Raw genomic sequence first — 18,860 nt, forward strand, 5'->3', positions numbered from 1 at the left:
GGCAGGGTGGTGGTGAGCCACTCTGTCTTTGCATTTGTATCGAGGCCTCCGGCCCTTTCGCGGGCAAGCCCGCTCCCACAAACTAGGAGCGGGCTTGTCCGCGAAAGGGCCGGAGGCTTCACCACACATCCCAACCCCTTTGGCGACCCTTCCAATGACCACCCCCAGCCATTTCTCGCCCGATCACCCGGTCCCCTCCAGCCAGCGCCTGTTCGGCGCCCGCGATCTGTTCTCGTTGTGGTTCTCCCTCGGCATCGGCCTGATGGTCCTGCAGGTTGGTGCCTTGCTCGCACCGGGCCTGGGCTTGGCGGGCTCGGTGCTGGCGATCGTGCTCGGTACGGCGGTCGGGGTGCTGTTGCTTGCGGCAGTGGGGGTGACCGGCAGCGATACCGGCCTTTCTGCGATGGCCGGTCTGCGCCTGTCGCTGGGGCGCCATGGCGCGCGTCTGCCGGCGTTGCTCAACCTGCTGCAACTGGTCGGCTGGGGATCGTTCGAGATCATTGTCATGCGTGACGCCGCCAGCCTGCTGGGCGCACGCACCTTCGGCGAAGGCAGCGCCTGGAACAGCCCGCTGCTCTGGACCCTGTGCTTCGGCGCGCTGGCAACCCTGCTGGCCGTCAGCGGCCCGTTGGCCTTCGTGCGCAAGGTGTTGCGCAAGTGGGGGATCTGGCTGCTGCTCGGCGCCTGCCTGTGGCTGACATGGAATCTGTTCGCCAAGGCCGATCTTGCCGACCTCTGGCGGCGCCCAGGCGATGGCTCGCTGTCGCTGGCGGTGGGCTTCGATATCGTCATCGCCATGCCGCTATCGTGGCTGCCACTGATCGCCGACTACTCGCGCTTCGGCAAGCGTGCCAGCCGCGTCTTCGGCGGCACCGCGCTGGGCTTTTTCATCGGCAACGCCTGGCTGATGAGCCTGGGCGTGGCCTATACCCTGGCGTTCGCTCCGAGTGGTGAAGTGAATGCCTTGCTGCTGGCGCTGGCTGGTGCAGGGCTGGGGATCCCGCTGTTGCTTATCCTGCTGGACGAGTCGGAAAACGCCTTTGCGGACATCCATTCGGCGGCAGTGTCCACGGGGCTGCTGGTGAAGCTGAAGGTCGAGCACCTGGCGCTGGCGATCGGTCTGCTGTGCACCCTGATTGCACTGTTGGCACCGCTGGCCCAGTACCAGAACTTCCTGCTGTTGATCGGTTCGGTGTTCGCGCCGCTATTCGGTGTGGTGCTGATGGATCACTTCGTGATCCGCCGTCGCCGCCTGCCGCAGCAGGTGCCGGGACTGCATTGGCCGGCGCTGCTGGCCTGGCTGGCGGGGGTGGTGGTCTACCACCTGCTGGCGCACGAGGCGCCAGAGCTTGGGGCGACCCTCCCAGCCTTGCTGCTGGCAGGTGGCCTATATGGGGTGCTGGGTGTTATCCGCGGCCGGGAAACAGCTCGGGCTTGATGACGCCGTTCAGGCGCGGATAAGGGATCTTCAGTTCGACGTGGCCCATGGAATAGGGCGCGATCGCGTAGACCTCATATTTCACCACCACCGCGCCGTACGTCAGGGCGATGTGCGGCGAACGCTTGAATGGCCAGGTCTTCACGAACTCGGCGTCCTTGTCCATGCCGGTGCTGATCAGCCAGGCGCGGTGCGACTCCTCGACGGTCTTCCAGAACGTCTCTTCCTGGCCAGGCACCAGCATGTCCTGGAGCGTGAGCACCTTGTCCTGCTTGCGTGAATAGTTGATGAAGGCCCGCCCCGGCATGCCGTGGGCACCGCCGCTGTCCAGGTAACTGGACAGCTCGACGATCACCAGTCCGTCATGCTGCTCGCGTACCTTGGCCTGCAGGTAGCTGCTGTTGCGCGCTTGTGCGCTGGCCAGGTATTGCTGCTCATACTGCTGCAATGTGGTGGGTGTGGTACCGCGCTGGTTGTCTTCGGTCAGTTGCAGCAAGCGACGCTCGACGATGGCATCAAGCTTGGGCAGCGCCGGGAAGTGCACGGTGTCGATGTTCACCAGCGGGCAATCACGCTCGCTGCAACCGGGTTTGACGTGTTCCCAGGCGTCGCGCTTGACCTCGAGCGGTGCGCGATAGTTGGGCGTGAACAAGCTCTGGCAGGCGCCGAGGGTCAACGCCAGCAGGGCGACGGCAGTCAGTTTGACGAGCGTCATGGTGATCCTTGCAGAACATGGATGATCGGCCTTGGACCGTCGGCAGGGCCTTCGGTTCGCCACTAAGCTAACAGAGTGAGGACAGCCTGTCCCGGTCGCCGGAAAGGGATGAAAGGTGGCGGCACGCAGAGTAGGATGGCGCGACGCAGTCGTTGATGTAATGAGGAATTCCATGTCAGACACCTTGAATTCGGTGCCCAAGGCGGTCGAGATCGTCGAACGGGCCAATTGCTTCCAGGGCTTCTACAAGCTCGACAAGGTGCGCCTGCGCCACGAGCTGTTCGCCGGTGGCATGGGGCGCGAGATCAGCCGTGAGCTGTTCGTGCGCCACGATGCCGTCTGCGTGCTGCCCTACGATCCGCTGCGTGACGAAGTGGTGCTGATCGAACAGTTTCGCGTCGGTGCGCTGGACAAGACCGACAACCCCTGGCTGATCGAGCTGGTCGCCGGGCTGATCGACAAGGATGAGCAACCTGAGGAGGTCGCCCACCGTGAAGCTGAAGAAGAGGCAGGCCTGAGCTTCTCCGCACTGTGGCCGATGACCCGATACTTCCCGTCGCCTGGCGGCAGTGACGAGTATGTCCATCTGTTCCTCGGGCGATGCAGCAGCGAGGGTGCCGGTGGCCTGCACGGGCTGGAAGAAGAGGGCGAGGATATCCGCGTGCGCGTCTGGTCGTTCGAGGATGCCTTGCAGGCGGTTCGCGATGGGCGCATCGCCAACGCGGCAAGCATCATCGCCTTGCAGTGGCTGGCGCTGAACCGTGACGAAGTCCGGGGGATGTGGAAGTGAACCTGCTGCGCGAACGCTACCGGGTCGACCTCGTCGGCCTGCAGGCTGCCTGCGAGGCCAATTACGCACGGCTGATGCGCCTGCTGCCGGACATGCGCACCACGCAAAGCTCGCGACGCATCGGCATGACCCAGGGCGACCAGATGCTTGGCGTGCTGGTGCTCGACGTAGTGCTGGCCTGCCCCTACACCACCACGCTGCGGATATGCCAGGAGCACAGCCTGCCGTGGCTGCCGGTGCCGCAACTCGAGGTCCAGGTCTATCACGATGCGCGCATGGCCGAAGTGGTGAGTGCCGAGCACGCTCGGCGCCTGCGCAGCATCTATCCGTACCCCAACGCGGCCATGCACCAACCCGACGAGAAGGCCCAGCTCAACCTGTTTCTCGGTGAATGGCTGAGCCATTGCCTGGCCTGCGGCCACGAGTACGAAACCGTGCGTTGAAATGTGACGTCGGTTGGTTTCGAGTATTTGCTCCAACGCTTTCTACGGCCATAATCGTGCCGAATCCGATCAAGGAGACGGCCTTTGTCGCATTCACCCATTCCTTCCGTACAGGCTCCGGTGCATGTGGTGCAGCTCACCGACGCCCACCTGTTCGCTGATCCGGCTGGCACCCTGCTGGGCCTCAACACCCGTGACAGTCTGCGCCACGTGGTGAGCCAGGTGCGTCGCGAGCAACCACGCATCGACCTGTTGCTGTGCACTGGGGACCTGTCCCAGGACGCCAGCGTGGCGTCCTACGCTGCGTTCCGAGAGCTGACGGAGGGTTTTGCCGTGCCGACCCGTTGGTTGCCGGGCAACCATGACGAGGCCAGGGTCATGGCGCGTGTGGCGCCAGATCTGGTCCATGCCGTTACCGACATTGGCGCCTGGCGCGTGGTGATGCTCAACTCGGCGGTGCTGGGTGCCACCCATGGGCTTCTTGAACAAGACCAGCTCTCGACCCTCGATAACGCGCTGGCGTCGGTGGGGGAGCGCCACTGCCTGGTGTGCTGCCACCACCAGCCGGTGGATATCGGCTGCGCCTGGATTGCACCGATCGGCTTGCGCAATGCCGATGAGCTGCTGCAGCGTCTGCGGGCATATCCACAGGTGAAGGCGTTGCTGTGGGGGCACATCCATCAGGAGTGGGACGAGGTCCGCGACGGTATTCGCTTGCTGGCCACGCCCTCGACCTGCATCCAGTTCGCCGCGCGCAGCGAAGACTTCAAGGTCAGTGAAGAGCAGCCAGGGTATCGCTGGCTGCGGCTGCATGCAGACGGACGGCTGGAGACCGGTGTCGAGCGGGCGAGGGATTTCGTGGTGACCCTGGATTTCAACAGCCCGGGTTACTGACAGATTTACTGCTCCTGCGAAGGTCGCGCCCGTCGTTGGATTTGAAGATTGTGTTGCGAAAATCCCACCCTTGCGCCAAAACCCGGCGAACGCGCTACACTGCGCGTCCCTGTGCCCGCATCGTCGGGCGCGAAGCCACAGATTCCGGGGGCAGCATGTCGGGTTCCATCCTCTATATCCATGGCTTCAACAGCTCGCCGCGGTCCACCAAGGCGCGCCAGCTCGCGGCGGTGATGCAACAGCTCGGCTTGAGCGCGCAGTTGCGCGTCCCCGAACTGCACCATCATCCGCGCCAGGCGATGGCTCAGCTCGAAGCGTGCATCGCCGAACTCGGCACGCCGCTGCTGCTCGGCAGCTCCCTCGGCGGCTACTATGCCACGCACCTGGCCGAGCGCCATGGCCTCAAGGCCCTGCTGGTCAATCCGGCCGTGACCCCGCACAAGCATTTCGACGGCTACCTCGGTACTCAGCGCAACCACTACAGCGGTGAAACCTGGGAGCTGACCCACGACCATGTTCAGGCCCTGGCCGAAATGGAAATGCCACCCCCCGAAGATGCCTCACGCTATCAAGTGTGGTTGCAGACCGCCGATGAAACGCTGGACTATCGCCACGCCGAGCGTTATTACCGGGCCTGTGCCCTGCGTATCGAGGCCGGCGGCGACCACAGCTTCCAAGGCTTCGCCCAGCGTCTGCCGGCCTTGCTGGCCTTCGCCGGCATTGCCAGGGCGCAGTATGACGCGCTTGATTTTTCTGTATTTTGACCTTTTTGCATTCACCAGACTGACGACGAGAACCCATGGCCAATCCCAGCGCTAGCGCCTATAACGCAGACGCCATCGAAGTCCTCTCCGGCCTTGACCCGGTCCGCAAGCGGCCGGGCATGTATACCGACACCAGCCGGCCCAACCACCTGGCCCAGGAAGTCATCGACAACAGCGTCGACGAAGCCCTCGCCGGTCATGCCCGGTCGATCCAGGTCGTGCTGCACGCCGACCACTCGCTGGAAGTCAGCGACGATGGTCGCGGCATGCCGGTGGATATCCACCCTGAAGAAGGCGTATCGGGCGTCGAGCTGATCCTTACCAAGCTGCACGCCGGTGGCAAATTCTCCAACAAGAACTACCAATTCTCCGGCGGCCTCCACGGCGTGGGCATTTCGGTGGTCAACGCCCTGTCGACCCAGGTCCGCGTGCGGGTCAAGCGTGACGGCAACGAGTACCAGATGACCTTCGCCGATGGCTTCAAGGCCACTGAGCTTGAGGTGATCGGCACGGTCGGCAAGCGCAACACCGGCACCAGTGTCTACTTCGCGCCCGATCCCAAGTATTTCGATTCGGCCAAGTTCTCCATCAGCCGCCTCAAGCACGTGCTCAAGGCCAAGGCCGTGCTGTGCCCGGGGCTGTCGATCAGCTTCGAGGACAAGGGCACCGGCGAGAAGGTCGAGTGGCACTACGAGGATGGTCTGCGCTCGTACCTGGTCGACTCGGTCAGTGAATTCCAGCGCCTGCCCGACGAGCCGTTCTGCGGCAGCCTGGCCGGTCATAAAGAAGCTGTGGACTGGGCGCTGCTGTGGCTGCCCGAGGGTGGCGACAGCGTCCAGGAAAGCTACGTCAACCTGATCCCTACCGCCCAGGGTGGCACCCACGTCAACGGCCTGCGCCAGGGCCTGCTCGATGCCATGCGCGAGTTCTGCGAGTTCCGCAACCTGCTGCCGCGAGGCGTCAAGCTGGCGCCCGAGGACGTGTGGGAACGCATCACCTTCGTGCTCTCGATGAAGATGCAGGAACCGCAGTTCTCCGGCCAGACCAAGGAGCGCCTGTCGTCCCGCGAGGCCGCGGCGTTCGTTTCCGGTGTGGTCAAGGATGCCTTCAGCCTGTGGCTCAACGCCCACCCGGAGCTGGGCATGCAACTGGCTGAGCTGGCGATCAGCAACGCCGGCCGACGCCTCAAGGCGAGCAAGAAGGTCGAGCGCAAGCGCATCACCCAAGGGCCAGCATTGCCCGGCAAACTGGCCGACTGCGCCGGACAGGATCCAATGCGCGCCGAACTGTTCCTGGTCGAGGGCGACTCTGCAGGTGGTTCGGCGAAGCAGGCGCGTGACAAGGAGTTCCAGGCGATCCTGCCCCTGCGCGGCAAGATCCTCAACACCTGGGAAGTCGATGGCGGCGAAGTGCTTGCCAGCCAGGAGGTGCACAACATTGCCGTGGCCATCGGGGTCGATCCGGGTGCCACCGACCTGTCGCAACTGCGCTACGGCAAGATCTGCATCCTCGCCGACGCCGACTCCGACGGCTTGCACATCGCCACGCTGCTGTGCGCGCTGTTCGTCCAGCATTTCCGCCCGCTGGTCGAGGCCGGGCACGTCTATGTTGCCATGCCGCCGCTGTACCGTATCGACCTGGGCAAGGAGATCTACTACGCCCTCGACGAGGCCGAGCGAGACGGCATTCTCGACCGTCTGGTCGCCGAGAAGAAGCGCGGCAAGCCCCAGGTCACCCGATTCAAGGGGCTGGGCGAAATGAACCCGCCACAATTGCGCGAAACGACCATGGACCCGAACACCCGGCGCCTGGTGCAGCTCACCCTGGATGACCTCGCCGGTACCACCGAGATCATGGACATGCTGCTCGCCAAGAAGCGTGCGGGCGATCGCAAGAACTGGCTGGAGACCAAAGGCAACCTGGCCGAGGTCCTGGTTTGATTCGTCTGCTTGTCGCAGCCTTGCTCGCGCTGGCCAGCCTGACGAGTTTCGCCAGCGACTGGCCAGAGCTCAAGCTCACCGCCGAGCACCCGATCGAGGGCATGCGCGGCGGTAACCTGTCGGGCCTGGCCCAGTGCCGTGGCGCCCTGTGGGGCGTCTCGGACCGCGACGACGATCGAATCTACCGGCTTGAACAGCAGGATGGCGTGTGGCGTGCCGAGGCCCTGGTGTTCACCCCGCCGCCGGTACCGGAGAGCGGGCTGCCCTGGGGGCTGAAGTCGCGAAATTGGGCAGTGTCGTTCATCCGTGGCGGCGAGCTGGATTTCGAAGGCATCACCTGTGACAGCGCGGGCAACTTCTATGTGGTCAGCGAGGCGCATGCGGCGGTGCTGCAATTGCCGGTCGAGGGCGAGCCGAACTGGCTGAGGATCGATCCGGCCATGGTTCGCCAGGCCCGTGCCAGCGGCATGCTGTTGCACTTCAATGCCTTGTTCGAGGGCCTGGCCATCAATCCGGCCGGTGACCGCCTGTGGTTGGCTGCCGAGCGCGAGCGTCGTGGGCTGATCGCCGTGCAGCGTCAGCAAGCGGTATGGACCTGCGGACGCAGCTGTGTGCTGCTCAGCGAGGCAGGGGTGGAGATGCAACCGTCACAGATGCCAGGCTCGCGGGCGCTGTCGCGAGATTTCGCGGACCTTGCACTGTTCGACGGCAAACTGTTCACCCTGGAACGCAATGCCTTCCGCATTTGCCGGCGTGACGCCGACACCGGTGCGGTCGAGCGCTGCTGGTCGTTCGCCGCCGATGCCCTGGTCGACACACGTCGCTACGACCAGCCGTTCGGCTTGGCCGAAGCCCTGGTGATCGACAAGGACGGTGCCTGGATCGGCCTGGACAACAACAACGGCACCCGTGCCGATGGTGAAAACCGCCCTATCGTCTGGCGCTTTGCCGCGCCAGCGGGCGGCTGGAGCGCGAAGCCTTGAGCCAGCCAGCGGGCAAGCGGGCTGGCCGGGTCCTGATGGTCCTCGCCTGGGCGGCAGCGATGTTTCTCGCCACGCGCTTTTTCGGGCAGTGGGAGGATCGTCAGCAGAACCCCAACAGTGTCGTGCAGTCCGAACGCGGCGAAGACTTTATCGAGGTGCGGCTGCTGAGTAATGGCCAGGGCCACTTCGTCGCCGATGGCGCGATCAACGGCAAGGTCGTGCACTTCATGCTCGATACCGGTGCCACCGATGTGGCGATCCCCGAGGCACTGGCTCGCGATCTGGCGCTGCAGCGCGGCGCGCCGGTGATGCTCAGTACCGCCAATGGCCGCACCGAGGGCTATCGCACGCGGCTCGATAGCCTGCAACTGGGGGATATCCGCCTGCGTGATGTGCGTGCCCTGGTGGTGCCGGGGCTGGACGGACAGACGGTGCTGCTCGGCATGAGCGCTTTGAAACAACTTGAATTTACTCAGCGCGGCGGCACCATGCTGCTGCGCCAGAACCTGAAATGACGAGGCTCGCATGAGCGACTTACTGGACAGTCTCGAAGGCGTCGAACGCCGTTCCCTGGCCGACTTCACCGAACAGGCCTACCTCAACTATTCCATGTACGTGATCATGGACCGCGCCTTGCCGCACGTCGGCGACGGCCTCAAGCCGGTGCAGCGGCGCATCGTCTATGCCATGAGTGAGTTGGGGCTGGATGCCGATTCCAAGCACAAGAAGTCGGCGCGTACCGTCGGCGACGTGCTCGGCAAGTTCCACCCCCACGGCGACTCGGCGTGCTATGAAGCCATGGTGCTGATGGCGCAGCCGTTCAGCTACCGCTACACGCTGGTCGACGGTCAGGGCAACTGGGGTGCGCCGGACGATCCGAAATCGTTCGCCGCCATGCGTTACACCGAGGCGCGGCTGTCGCGCTACTCGGAAGTGCTGCTCAGCGAGCTGGGCCAGGGCACCGTCGACTGGGTGCCGAACTTCGACGGCACCCTGCAGGAGCCGCAGGTATTGCCGGCACGTTTGCCGAACATCCTGCTTAATGGCACCACCGGTATCGCCGTGGGCATGGCCACCGACGTGCCGCCGCACAACCTGCGCGAAGTCGCCAGCGCCTGCGTGCGCCTGCTCGACGAGCCCAAGGCGACCATCGAGCAGCTGTGCGAGCACATCCAGGGCCCTGACTACCCAACCGAAGCGGAGATCGTCACGCCACGGGCCGAGATCCAGAAGATCTACGAAACCGGCAAGGGCTCGATTCGGATGCGCGCGGTGTACCGAGTCGAAGACGGCGACATCGTTGTCACCGCGCTGCCGCATCAGGTTTCCGGCGCCAAGGTGCTGGAGCAGATCGCCGCGCAGATGCAGAACAAGAAGCTGCCGATGGTCGCCGACCTGCGTGACGAGTCGGACCACGAGAACCCGTGCCGCATCGTCATCATCCCGCGCTCCAATCGTGTGGATGCCGACGAGCTGATGCAGCACCTGTTCGCCACCACCGATCTTGAAAACAGCTACCGGGTCAACGTCAACATCATCGGCCTCGATGGCCGTCCTCAGTTGAAGAACCTGCGCGCGCTGTTGCAGGAGTGGCTGCAGTTCCGCATCGGCACCGTGCGCCGGCGCCTGCAGTTCCGCCTCGACAAGGTCGAGAAGCGCCTGCACCTGCTGGACGGCTTGCTCACCGCCTTCCTCAACCTGGATGAAGTGATTCACATCATCCGCACCGAGGATCATCCCAAACAGGCGCTGATCGAGCGTTTCGAGCTGACCGAGATCCAGGCCGACTACATCCTCGAAACCCGCCTGCGTCAGCTGGCGCGCCTGGAAGAGATGAAGATCCGTGGCGAGCAGGACGAGTTGTTCAAGGAGCAGGCCAAGCTGCAGGCCTTGCTGGGCAGCGAGACGAAGCTGCGCAAGCTGGTACGCAGCGAACTGATCAAGGACGCCGAAACCTATGGCGACGATCGCCGCTCGCCAATCGTCGAGCGCGCCGAGGCCAAGGCTCTGTCGGAAAACGAGCTGATGCCGACCGAGCCGGTCACCGTGGTGCTGTCGGAAAAAGGTTGGGTACGTTGCGCCAAGGGTCATGACATCGATGCCACGGGCCTTTCGTACAAGGCTGGCGATGGCTTCAAGGCCGCAGCGGCGGGGCGTTCGAACCAGTTCGCGGTGCTTATCGACTCGACCGGGCGCAGCTATTCGCTGGCGGCCCACAGCCTGCCATCGGCCCGTGGCCAGGGCGAGCCGCTGACCGGGCGTCTGACGCCTCCGCCGGGCGCCACCTTCGAGTGCGTGCTGTTGCCTGACGATGATGCGCTGTATGTGGTGGCGTCCGATGCCGGTTACGGTTTCGTGGTCAAGGGCGAGGACCTGCAGGCCAAGAACAAGGCGGGTAAAGGGCTGTTGAGCCTGCCCAATGGCGCCAAGGTGATGACGCCACGGCCGGTCGCCGACCGCGAACAGGACTGGCTGGCAGCGGTCACCACCGAAGGCCGCCTGCTGGTGTTCAAGGTTGCCGACCTGCCACAACTGGGCAAGGGCAAGGGCAACAAGATCATTGGCGTACCGGGTGATCGTGTGGCCAGTCGTGAAGAATTCGTCACCGATCTGGCGGTGATTGCCGAGGGATCGACGCTTGTATTGCAGGCTGGCAAGCGTACCCTGTCACTGAAGCCGGATGACCTCGAACATTACAAAGGCGAACGCGGACGTCGTGGTAGCAAATTGCCACGTGGATTCCAGCGCGTCGACGGCATGGTGGTGGAGCGCCCGGAGTAAACCGGTTGTTCGTCTGGAACGGCGTTTTCAGCGTCGTTCCGGGCGGAAATGCTGGAGTCCGGCGACTATTTCGCGGATGATACACCCCTTGCGGGGCCGGCGTGGCCGTGTGCCCGCGGGAATCCACACGAGTATCACTGCGGTTGCCGGGCGGCGGCCGCTTGGATGGGATGATGAAATTTCTGCGCCTTCCATTTGCGCTGCTGATGACGGGTCTGCTGGGGCTGAGCGGGTGCAGCATGCACCAGCCGGTGGCCCTGTACCAACTCGACAGCGGCGACCCCGGCCAGCCTTCGCAGGCTGCCGGCATGGCGGTCGTGCTCGGTCCGGTATCGGTAGCCGACTACCTGCAACGTGAAACCTTTCTGCAACGTCAGCCTGATGGCAGCCTGACCGCGGCGACCGACGGTCGCTGGGCCGGCAGCCTTTCGTCGGATATCGACCAATTGCTGGTGCGCCAGCTCGCCTGGCGCCTGGACAGCCAGCGCGTCGTGCTTGCATCTGCCAGCACCGGCTTCACGCCGGATGTGCAGGTACTGCTGTCGATCACCCGCCTGGACTCGGGCGTCAACCAGCCGGCGATTCTCGATGCCCAGTGGCGCGTACTGGATCGTCGTGGTCATGTGCGCGATAACCGTATCGTCCACCTCGAGCAACAACATGAGGGCAGCGAGGCCTCGCAGGTCCAGGCCCAGGGGCAGTTGCTGCAGAAGCTGGTCGAGCAACTGAGCGTCGCCGTCAAGCCGCTGGCGAACCAGCCAGCGGTCGCCGAAGAGGCGCCGAAAAAGCCAGCGGCTCCGGTCCAGGTGAAGAAGGAACCGGAGAAGTCGAGGATTCCGATGGCTTCGCCGATCCGCACCGATATGGAAGTCTATCGATTCTGATTCGACAGACATGAAAAAGCCCGCAGTGATGCGGGCTTTTTTGTGGGTGCCGGATGGCAGGCCTTTCGCGACGCAAGGCCGCTTCTACAACTGCACCGCGGATCAGGCCATTCAGGTCCGACGCTCATGCATCCGCGCCAACTGGCGCTCGAGCATCGACGGGTAGGGCTCCATCAGTCGCTCGACACAGCAGGCGCCTTCAGGGCTGGCGATCGGCCGAATGCGCGCGCGCTGGCGGATCAGGGCGTCGTCGCTGACCTGGCGCTCGACCAGCAGCAGGTTGCGGCTGTGTTGCGACAGCGCCAGGGCATCCTGGGCCTTCTCGGTCATCAGCAGGTCGACCTGATCCATGCCCAGCAGGTCTTCACCCAGCGCCAGTCCCAGTTGCAACTGCAGGGTGATACCGCTGTCGGCGACCTCGATCTGCAGGGCGTGGCCCAGGGCGCGCAGCAATTCGCCACAGCAGATGGCATTGGTGAGGTAGTCCTCGCCGCTGTCACGGCTGTGGAACAGCAACAGCGTGCTGCCGTCGTCAAGGGTGTGCACTTCACCCTCGTACAGCGACGCGGCCTGGTCGAGGCAGTCGCGGTAGCGCTCCAGCAACTCGGTCAGGCGCGTGCGCGGCAGACGACGCAGTTGCTCCTGGGAGCCGAGTTGCACGGCGAGCACGGCGCTGGTGTTCGGTTCGTCAGACTCAGGGATGGCCAGTGCCTTGGGGCTGTGCACGGTGTCGTCGATCAGGTCGGCAAAGGCGTCGTCGTCTGCGTCGTCGTCCTGGGCGGCCACCCTGGCCGCTACAGGCTTGGGTGCGGCCTTGCGTGGCGGCTCCTCCACATGCAGGTCGGCAAAATCATCTTCGTCGTCTTCCTGTTCTTCCGGCTCCGGCGGTGGCGGCGGGGCCAGGCGGGCATGAAGCTGACGAGCGAGATCGCCGATTTCGTCCTGGCGCTCGATGGCCGGGGTATAGGGGTGCGGGTCACGCAGCCAGACACGCAATTGCAGCAGCGGCGTCGAGATGAAGCGGCCCAGGCGCAGGCTGAGGGTAAGCGCCAGCGCCAGCAGGATGGCCGCGAGAATGCCCATGCTCTGCAGGCTGATCAGCATCGGTTGCTGGAACTGGCTCATGTCCAGGCTGATGCGCAGTTGCCCGGCGGTCACGTCCTGGAAGGTGATCTTGGTCTGGTAGACCCCTTCGGCCTCGCCCAGCAGGCTGTTTTTTGGCCGTTGCCCGGCCTCGGCGAGGATGCGGTTGTCGACGCTGTAGATCGCCGCGTGGGCCACCAGCGGGTTCTTCACCAGATTGCCCAGCAGCACGTTGAGGCTGAGGATGTCGTTGGACACCAGCAGCTCGGTAGCCGAGGTCGCGGTCTGCACGGTCAGGCTCTGGCCGACGGCATCGGCCTGTTCGTGCATGGCCTGCTTGAACTGCAGGCCCATCACGCAGGCATAGATCACCAAGGCCAGCGCCACCAGGAAAATGTTGTGGCTGGCGATGCGCAATGGCAGGGGAATACGACGCTGGCGCAGGGCTCGGAAGATCATCAGAAAGAAGTTGTCGGTTTTGACAGGCGTGGGCCGGTTCACAGAGCGCGGCTCTTTATGGCGGAAAAGATGCTGGGCAGTATAGCGACCCGCGTTTTGTCGGCAAAGTATCGATGGCGCCCGATGGTCATGGAAAGTGGGTAGAATGCGCATTTTTCATCGAGTTGGAGCCCGGTCTTGCGCGAAATCGTCCTGATCAACATCACTGGTGAAGACCGTCCGGGTCTCACTGCGGCCATCACCGGCGTCCTGCTCCAGGGCGGTGTGAACATCCTCGACATCGGTCTTGCGGTCATGCATGGCACGTTGTCGTTCGGCATTCTGGTCGATATTCCCGACAATGAAGTCGCCACCGGCCTGCTGCAAGGGGTGCAGTCCAAGGCCCATGAGCTGAACCTGCAGGCGCGCTACACCCCGATCTCCGAGGCAGACTACCAGCAATGGGTGGACGGCCATGGCGACAATCGCCACATCGTCACGTTGCTCAGCCGCAAGGTCACGCCCGAACAGTTGCAGCGTGTGAGTGCGGTCATCAGCCAATACGGCCTGACCATCGAGCGGATCGAGCGCCTCTCGGCACGTGTGGCGCTCGACGCCAGCACCGACAAGAGTCGCGCCTGCCTGGAAATCTCCGTGCGCGGTGAGCCGACCGACGCCCAGTCCCTGCGCGCCGATTTCTTCGCATTGTCGGCCGAGCAGGGTATCGACATCGCCTTCCAGCAGGATGACCTGTTCCGTCGCAATCGCCGCCTGGCGGTGTTCGACATGGATTCGACGCTGATCGAAGCCGAGGTGATCGACGAGTTGGCCAAGGCAGCAGGTGTCGGCGAACAGGTTTCGGCGATCACCGAGCGCGCCATGCGTGGCGAGCTGGATTTCCGTGCCAGCTTCAAGGAGCGCATGGCATTGCTCAAGGGCCTGGACGTCGGCGTGCTGGACGAAATCGGCGCTTCGCTGCGCCTGACCGAAGGTGCCGAACACCTGTTCGCTGAACTCAAGCGCCTGGGCTACAAGACTGCAATCCTCTCCGGCGGTTTTTCCTACTTCGCCAAGCAGGTGCAGGCACGCCTTGGCATCGACTACGTGTTCGCCAATGAGCTGGAAGTGGTGGATGGCAAGGTGACGGGCGTGGCGATCGAGCCGATCGTCGATGCCCAGCGCAAGGCTGACCTGCTGCAGGAGCTGGCGCACAAGGAAGGGTTGCAACTGGAGCAGACCATCGCCGTGGGCGACGGCGCCAACGACCTGCCGATGCTGTCGCTGGCCGGCCTGGGCGTGGCTTTCCGCGCCAAGCCGCTGGTGCGTCAGTCTGCCAAACAGGCGATTTCCACGCTGGGGCTGGATGGCGTGCTGTATCTGCTGGGCTGGCGTGACCGCGACGGGCGCGTGTGAACCTTTGAAACAGCGGGGCTGCAAAGCAGCCCCAGCGATCCCGGGTCAGCCCTGTACCGGCAGCGCCAGTTGCTCACCCATGCGCACGGCAGACCCGGCGCCGAGGGCTTCGGCCCACTTCACCTGTTCTGGCCCGAACAGCACGATCGCGGTCGAACCCAGCTTGAAACGCCCCAGTTCCGCGCCTTTTTCCAGATGGATCGGCGCGCGGCTGGCTTCGTCGTAGCGGAAGGTCTTCAGCTCGCGCTTGGGCGGTGTGACCAGCCCGGCCCAGACTGTCTCGATCGAGGCAACGATCATCGCACCCACCAGCACCACCGCCATCGGCCCGCGTTCGGTGTCGAACAGGCAAACCACGCGCTCGTTGCGGGCGAACAGCTCGGGGACGTTCTCAGCCGTGGTCTGGTTGACCGAGAACAGGCGGCCCGGCACGTAGACCATCTCACGCAGGGTGCCGGCCAGCGGCATGTGCACGCGGTGGTAGTCCTTCGGCGACAGGTAGATGGTGGCGAACTCGCCGCCCATGAACGGCGCGGCCAGCGCCGGGTCGCCGCCGAGCAGCTCGAGGGCGCTGAAGCTGTGGCCCTTGGCCTGGAAAATACGGCCGTGCTCGATCGGACCGAGCTGGCTGACCGCACCGTCGGCCGGACACAGGATCGCGCCCGGGGTTTCATCCAGGGGGCGCGCCCCCGGCTTGAGGGCGCGGGTGAAGAAGGCGTTGAAGTGCTCGTAGGCGGTGAGGTCCTCGACCAGCGCCTCGGACATATTCACCTGGTAGCGTTTGGCGAACCAGGCGGTGAAGGCATTCTTGAACCAGCGAGCGCGGCACTCGGCGACGCAGCCGGCCAGGCGCGACAGCAGGTGGTGCGGCAGCAGGTGCTGGCTGATGATGAACAGACGGGATTTCATGCAGTTTCCTTAAACTTCTACAGGCGTGTCCGGGTGATTGCCCCACTCGCTCCACGAGCCGGCGTAGGCCTTGACCCGTGGATAGCCGAGTGACTTGGCCACCAGGTAGGTGAATCCGGAGCGACGGTGGGTCTGGCAGTGGGTGATCACTTCCTTGTCAGGGGTGATGCCCAATTGCTGCAGTACTTCGGCGATGTCCTTGCGAATGCGCAGGTGGTCGTTGAGGTCCATGCCTGCAGTCCACTCGAAGTTGACCGCGCCGGGGATGTGGCCGGCCTTGGCTGCCAGGACCTTCTCGCCGTTGAATTCCTGCGGGCCGCGGGCGTCCCAGACCACCAAGTCGTCGGCGCCCAGGCGGCTTTGCAGGTATTCGCGGGTGGCGGTGGGTTCGGCGCGCAGGCGCAGGCGCACAGGCGTGCTGGCGGCTGCTGGCACTTCAGTGACGAGCTTGTCCGCAGGCCAGGCCTGGATGCCGCCGTTGAGGTAGTGGTAGCGCGCGTGGCCGATCACGTCGAGCAGCCAGATGAAGCGCCCGGCCCAGCCGCCGCCTTCGTCGTCGTATACCACGTACACTGCGTCGTCTCGGTGGCCGAGCTCGCTGAACAGCTTTTCCAGGTCGGCCTGGGCCGGCAGCAGGCCGGGAGCCGGAGGCTGTCCCAGCTGGGTGCGTTTGCCCTCGACGAACCGCGCGCCTGGGATGTGGCCGCTGACATAGCGGTTGGCGCTGCTCAGGTCGACCAGGATCAGCTCGGGCGAATCCAGGCGTGGCAGCAGGTCGGCGGCTTCGATCACCAGGGGCAAGCCGGAAAAATCAGTCATCCACGGTCTCCGGGGAGCAAGGGAGGTGCGATTGTAGCGCAAGGTTCAGGCATTGCGGTTGGCGAAGCTGGCCAGCGCGCGCTCGATACATTGTGCGGTTTTTCCGAAGGCCTGCACGCTCACGTCCGCAAGCGGCCTGCCGCCCTGGTCGGCGATCGCCAGCATCAATACCTGGTCGTTCACGGCCAGCGAGCGCAACAGCAAGTGCTCGCTGGGGAACAACGCACGCAGCGGTGCGGGCAGTAGGGCGGAAAACTGGGCATGATTGTCGGGCGTCAGGCGCAGTTGCGAGGCTTTGCTCAGCAGTTTTTGCAGCAGCTTGCTCTGGCCTGCTGCCAATGTCAGCGCTGAGGCTTCGCGCGGCAACCCGGCGCTCTGCTGTACGCGCAGGCAGTCATTGGGTTTGTCGAGCAGCAGCAACAGCACCCGCTGCATGCCGCAAGCCAGCAGTGCCTCGCGCGCCTGGGTGGCCAGGTGCACGGTGTTGGTGAACGGGCTGGGCTGGGCCAGCAGGTCGCCGCACAGCGTGCGCCAGCGTTGCAGGTCCTGGGCAGGTGGCGGTGGTGGGGTGAGCATGTCTGGGTGCGGGCGCCGCTGCTGCCAGGGCCAGATCAGCGCCTCGGCCGGGTGGAACAGTGCATGCCGGGCATGGTGGCGCGCGCTGGCCGCTGCTTGCTGGTGCACTTGCTGTTGCACATCATCCAGCGTGGTTTGCAGGTACATGGCGGTGAGCAGTTGCCAGCGCAGCAAGTGCGGGTTGTCCCAGCCGACCTGCGCCGACAGCGCCAGGCCGTTGGCCAGCAGCACGGTATTGGCCGGCTGGTTGAACCAGCGGCGCAGCCCGGGCTCTTCGTCCAGTCGATGCTGCTTGCTCAACTCGTCAGGCTCGCGGGCGATGTTCAGTACCTGGGCCAGTTGTTCGCGTTCTTCGAGCAGCAGGCGATAACCCTGGGTGACCCATTCCGGCAGGCGCCAGTGCGTGGCGACGGCGCGGCACAACTCCATGATGCGCACGCCGAACAGTGCATGCTCCACCTCTGAAGCCTCTTCACCCTTGTGAATGACCCGCAGTTCCCAGGTGTCGAGCAGCTTGGGGTAAGCCAGGGCCAGTGCCCACAGTGGCGAGAGGAACAGCAGGCTGCCCCAGTGGATTTCCTGCCACAGGCGCGCCAGGCGGCTGGCGAACAGGCCGTTGGCTTGCTGGGTGGCGTGCTGGCTGATCAGCAGGAATTGGCGCAGCACCGGCGGAATGTCGTCTCCCGGTATCGATGGCAGGCGTCCCATCAGTTGCAGGATGCGGCTCAGGCCCAGACGGTTCAGGGCGATTTCCAGGCTTTCGGCGGGCTCGGCCTGGCTGGCGTGGTTCGGGTGATTGGCTTCGCGCATCACGCACAGCACCAGCGACGGGCTGTCCTGCATCAGTTCGGCGATGTCGCGCAGCGAGCGGCGATTGTCGTTGATGGCCGCCAGAACCCGGTCATGACTCTCTTTGGGCACCGGCACGCGGATGCCATCGAGCAGCCTTACCCAGGCGTCTAGAGAGGAGGGGATCTGCGCTGGCACCTTGGTTTCGATTGGCATTTTGACATCAGTCCAAACTGGCTTTTCGCATTGAGTGGCTATAGTCTGGCGCAGTTCTGCCGATAAGGAGAAGAAGAGTTTCCAAGCTTCCGCCCCTGACCCTGACCACGACAGCAAGTGCTTCCAATCTATGGCTAAAATTATCGGCATCATCGTCGTATTCGCGAGTGTCCTCGGCGGATACGTCCTCTCCCACGGCAAGATCGCGGCGCTGATCCAGCCGTTCGAAGTGCTGATCATCGGCGGTGCGGCCTTTGGCGCGTTTCTCCAGGCCAACCCTGGCTACATGACCATGCACGTCATGAAGAAGTCGCTGAAGATGTTTGGCAGCCGCTTCACCCATACCTTCTATCTGGAAGTGTTGGGCCTGATCTACGAGATTCTCAACAAGAGTCGCCGCGAGGGCATGATGGCCATCGAGGGTGACATCGAGGATCCCGCGGCCAGCCCGATCTTCGCCAAGTACCCTGCAGTCATGGGCGATGCGCGGATGACCGCGTTCGTCTGCGACTACCTGCGCATCATGTCGACCGGCAACATGGCGCCCCATGAGCTCGAAGGCCTGTTCGACATGGAGCTGCTGAGCCTGAAGGAAGACCTCGAGCACCCGTCCCATGCGGTGACCAGCGTTGCCGACGCCATGCCCGGCTTCGGTATCGTGGCGGCGGTACTGGGCATCGTGGTGACCATGGCCTCGCTGGGCGATGGCGACCAGAAATCCATCGGCCTGCACGTCGGTGCTGCGCTGGTCGGGACCTTCTTCGGTATTCTCGCGGCCTATGGTTTCTTCGGCCCGCTGGCCAACTGCCTGCGCCACGACGCCAAGGAAGAACTGAACGTCTACGAGGCGATCAAGGCTTCGCTGGTGGCCTCGGCGTCCGGCATGCCGCCGTCGCTGGCCGTCGAGTTCGGGCGCAAGGTGCTGTACCCGGCGCACCGTCCGAGCTTTGCCGAACTGGAACAAGCGGTTCGCGGTCGCTAAGCC

General features: G+C 64.2%; 17 protein-coding genes. 12 read left to right on the forward strand and 5 right to left on the reverse strand.

Going from position 1 to position 18,860, the window contains the following annotated elements:
* Positions 1–154: 154 nt before the first annotated feature.
* Positions 155–1,438 carry a putative hydroxymethylpyrimidine transporter CytX gene (gene cytX, locus ACNFHO_RS20290; protein WP_416767167.1) on the forward strand — a complete coding sequence of 428 codons (1,284 nt, stop codon included), beginning with the start codon at positions 155–157 and terminating at the stop codon, positions 1,436–1,438.
* On the opposite strand, the gene ACNFHO_RS20295 is transcribed toward cytX, so the two are convergent.
* Entirely contained in the window at positions 1,407–2,153 is a 747-nt protein-coding gene (locus ACNFHO_RS20295) for an RsiV family protein (protein ID WP_054893160.1), read from the reverse strand. The genes cytX and ACNFHO_RS20295 overlap by 32 nt on opposite strands.
* Before the next feature lie 172 nt (positions 2,154–2,325).
* Here ACNFHO_RS20295 and ACNFHO_RS20300 point away from each other — a divergent pair, with 172 nt between their 5' ends.
* The 9 genes from ACNFHO_RS20300 to ACNFHO_RS20340 all read left to right on the forward strand — a co-directional run bounded on the left by ACNFHO_RS20300 (position 2,326) and on the right by ACNFHO_RS20340 (position 11,632).
* Entirely contained in the window at positions 2,326–2,943 is a 618-nt protein-coding gene (locus ACNFHO_RS20300) for an NUDIX domain-containing protein (RefSeq protein ID WP_054893161.1), read from the forward strand.
* Positions 2,934–3,386, forward strand: a complete 453-nt coding sequence (locus ACNFHO_RS20305; protein ID WP_054893162.1) for a DUF1249 domain-containing protein — start codon at positions 2,934–2,936, stop codon at positions 3,384–3,386. Before ACNFHO_RS20300 ends, ACNFHO_RS20305 begins: the two co-directional genes overlap by 10 nt.
* An 84-nt stretch (positions 3,387–3,470) precedes the next feature.
* Positions 3,471–4,280, forward strand: a complete 810-nt coding sequence (gene cpdA / locus ACNFHO_RS20310; RefSeq protein ID WP_226938354.1) for a 3',5'-cyclic-AMP phosphodiesterase — start codon at positions 3,471–3,473, stop codon at positions 4,278–4,280.
* A gap of 155 nt (positions 4,281–4,435) precedes the next feature.
* Positions 4,436–5,044, forward strand: coding sequence for a YqiA/YcfP family alpha/beta fold hydrolase (locus tag ACNFHO_RS20315; RefSeq protein ID WP_416767168.1), 609 nt, complete (start codon positions 4,436–4,438; stop codon positions 5,042–5,044).
* 35 nt (positions 5,045–5,079) lie between these two features.
* Positions 5,080–6,984, forward strand: a complete 1,905-nt coding sequence (gene parE / locus ACNFHO_RS20320; RefSeq protein WP_063546429.1) for a DNA topoisomerase IV subunit B — start codon at positions 5,080–5,082, stop codon at positions 6,982–6,984.
* Positions 6,981–7,967, forward strand: a complete 987-nt coding sequence (locus ACNFHO_RS20325; RefSeq protein WP_200603076.1) for an esterase-like activity of phytase family protein — start codon at positions 6,981–6,983, stop codon at positions 7,965–7,967. The genes parE and ACNFHO_RS20325 overlap by 4 nt, the downstream gene beginning before the upstream one ends.
* A complete protein-coding gene (locus ACNFHO_RS20330; RefSeq protein WP_054893167.1) occupies positions 7,964–8,482 on the forward strand; it encodes a retropepsin-like aspartic protease family protein in 519 nt (172 codons plus the stop codon). The genes ACNFHO_RS20325 and ACNFHO_RS20330 overlap by 4 nt, the downstream gene beginning before the upstream one ends.
* Positions 8,483–8,492: 10 nt before the next feature.
* A complete protein-coding gene (gene parC, locus ACNFHO_RS20335; RefSeq protein ID WP_416767169.1) occupies positions 8,493–10,748 on the forward strand; it encodes a DNA topoisomerase IV subunit A in 2,256 nt (751 codons plus the stop codon).
* Between the two features lie 173 nt (positions 10,749–10,921).
* A complete protein-coding gene (locus tag ACNFHO_RS20340) occupies positions 10,922–11,632 on the forward strand; it encodes a PqiC family protein (RefSeq protein WP_416767170.1) in 711 nt (236 codons plus the stop codon).
* A gap of 111 nt (positions 11,633–11,743) precedes the next feature.
* Here the strand turns inward: ACNFHO_RS20340 and ACNFHO_RS20345 are convergent, their stop codons facing one another.
* Positions 11,744–13,216, reverse strand: coding sequence for a histidine kinase (locus tag ACNFHO_RS20345; protein ID WP_416767171.1), 1,473 nt, complete (start codon positions 13,214–13,216; stop codon positions 11,744–11,746).
* A gap of 135 nt (positions 13,217–13,351) precedes the next feature.
* On the opposite strand from ACNFHO_RS20345, the gene serB reads away from it, so the two are divergent.
* Positions 13,352–14,566 carry a phosphoserine phosphatase SerB gene (gene serB / locus ACNFHO_RS20350; RefSeq protein WP_054893171.1) on the forward strand — a complete coding sequence of 405 codons (1,215 nt, stop codon included), beginning with the start codon at positions 13,352–13,354 and terminating at the stop codon, positions 14,564–14,566.
* A gap of 45 nt (positions 14,567–14,611) precedes the next feature.
* On the opposite strand, the gene asd is transcribed toward serB, so the two are convergent.
* Genes asd through ACNFHO_RS20365 form a run of 3 tightly spaced genes read right to left on the reverse strand, consistent with a single transcriptional unit; the run spans position 14,612 to position 17,875 of the window.
* Positions 14,612–15,475 (reverse strand): archaetidylserine decarboxylase, encoded by an 864-nt coding sequence (gene asd / locus ACNFHO_RS20355; protein WP_054893172.1) that lies wholly within the window; start codon positions 15,473–15,475, stop codon positions 14,612–14,614.
* A gap of 9 nt (positions 15,476–15,484) precedes the next feature.
* A complete protein-coding gene (locus ACNFHO_RS20360) occupies positions 15,485–16,294 on the reverse strand; it encodes a rhodanese-like domain-containing protein (RefSeq protein ID WP_063546419.1) in 810 nt (269 codons plus the stop codon).
* Positions 16,295–16,339: 45 nt separating this feature from the next.
* Positions 16,340–17,875 carry an HDOD domain-containing protein gene (locus ACNFHO_RS20365; RefSeq protein WP_063546417.1) on the reverse strand — a complete coding sequence of 512 codons (1,536 nt, stop codon included), beginning with the start codon at positions 17,873–17,875 and terminating at the stop codon, positions 16,340–16,342.
* A gap of 130 nt (positions 17,876–18,005) precedes the next feature.
* Here ACNFHO_RS20365 and motA point away from each other — a divergent pair, with 130 nt between their 5' ends.
* Positions 18,006–18,857 (forward strand): flagellar motor stator protein MotA, encoded by an 852-nt coding sequence (motA, locus tag ACNFHO_RS20370; RefSeq protein ID WP_054893175.1) that lies wholly within the window; start codon positions 18,006–18,008, stop codon positions 18,855–18,857.
* Positions 18,858–18,860 lie beyond the last annotated feature (3 nt).

Origin of the sequence: Pseudomonas sp. NY15374, from assembly GCF_048068255.1 — a bacterium.
Classification (GTDB): Bacteria; Pseudomonadota; Gammaproteobacteria; order Pseudomonadales; family Pseudomonadaceae; genus Aquipseudomonas; species Aquipseudomonas machongensis.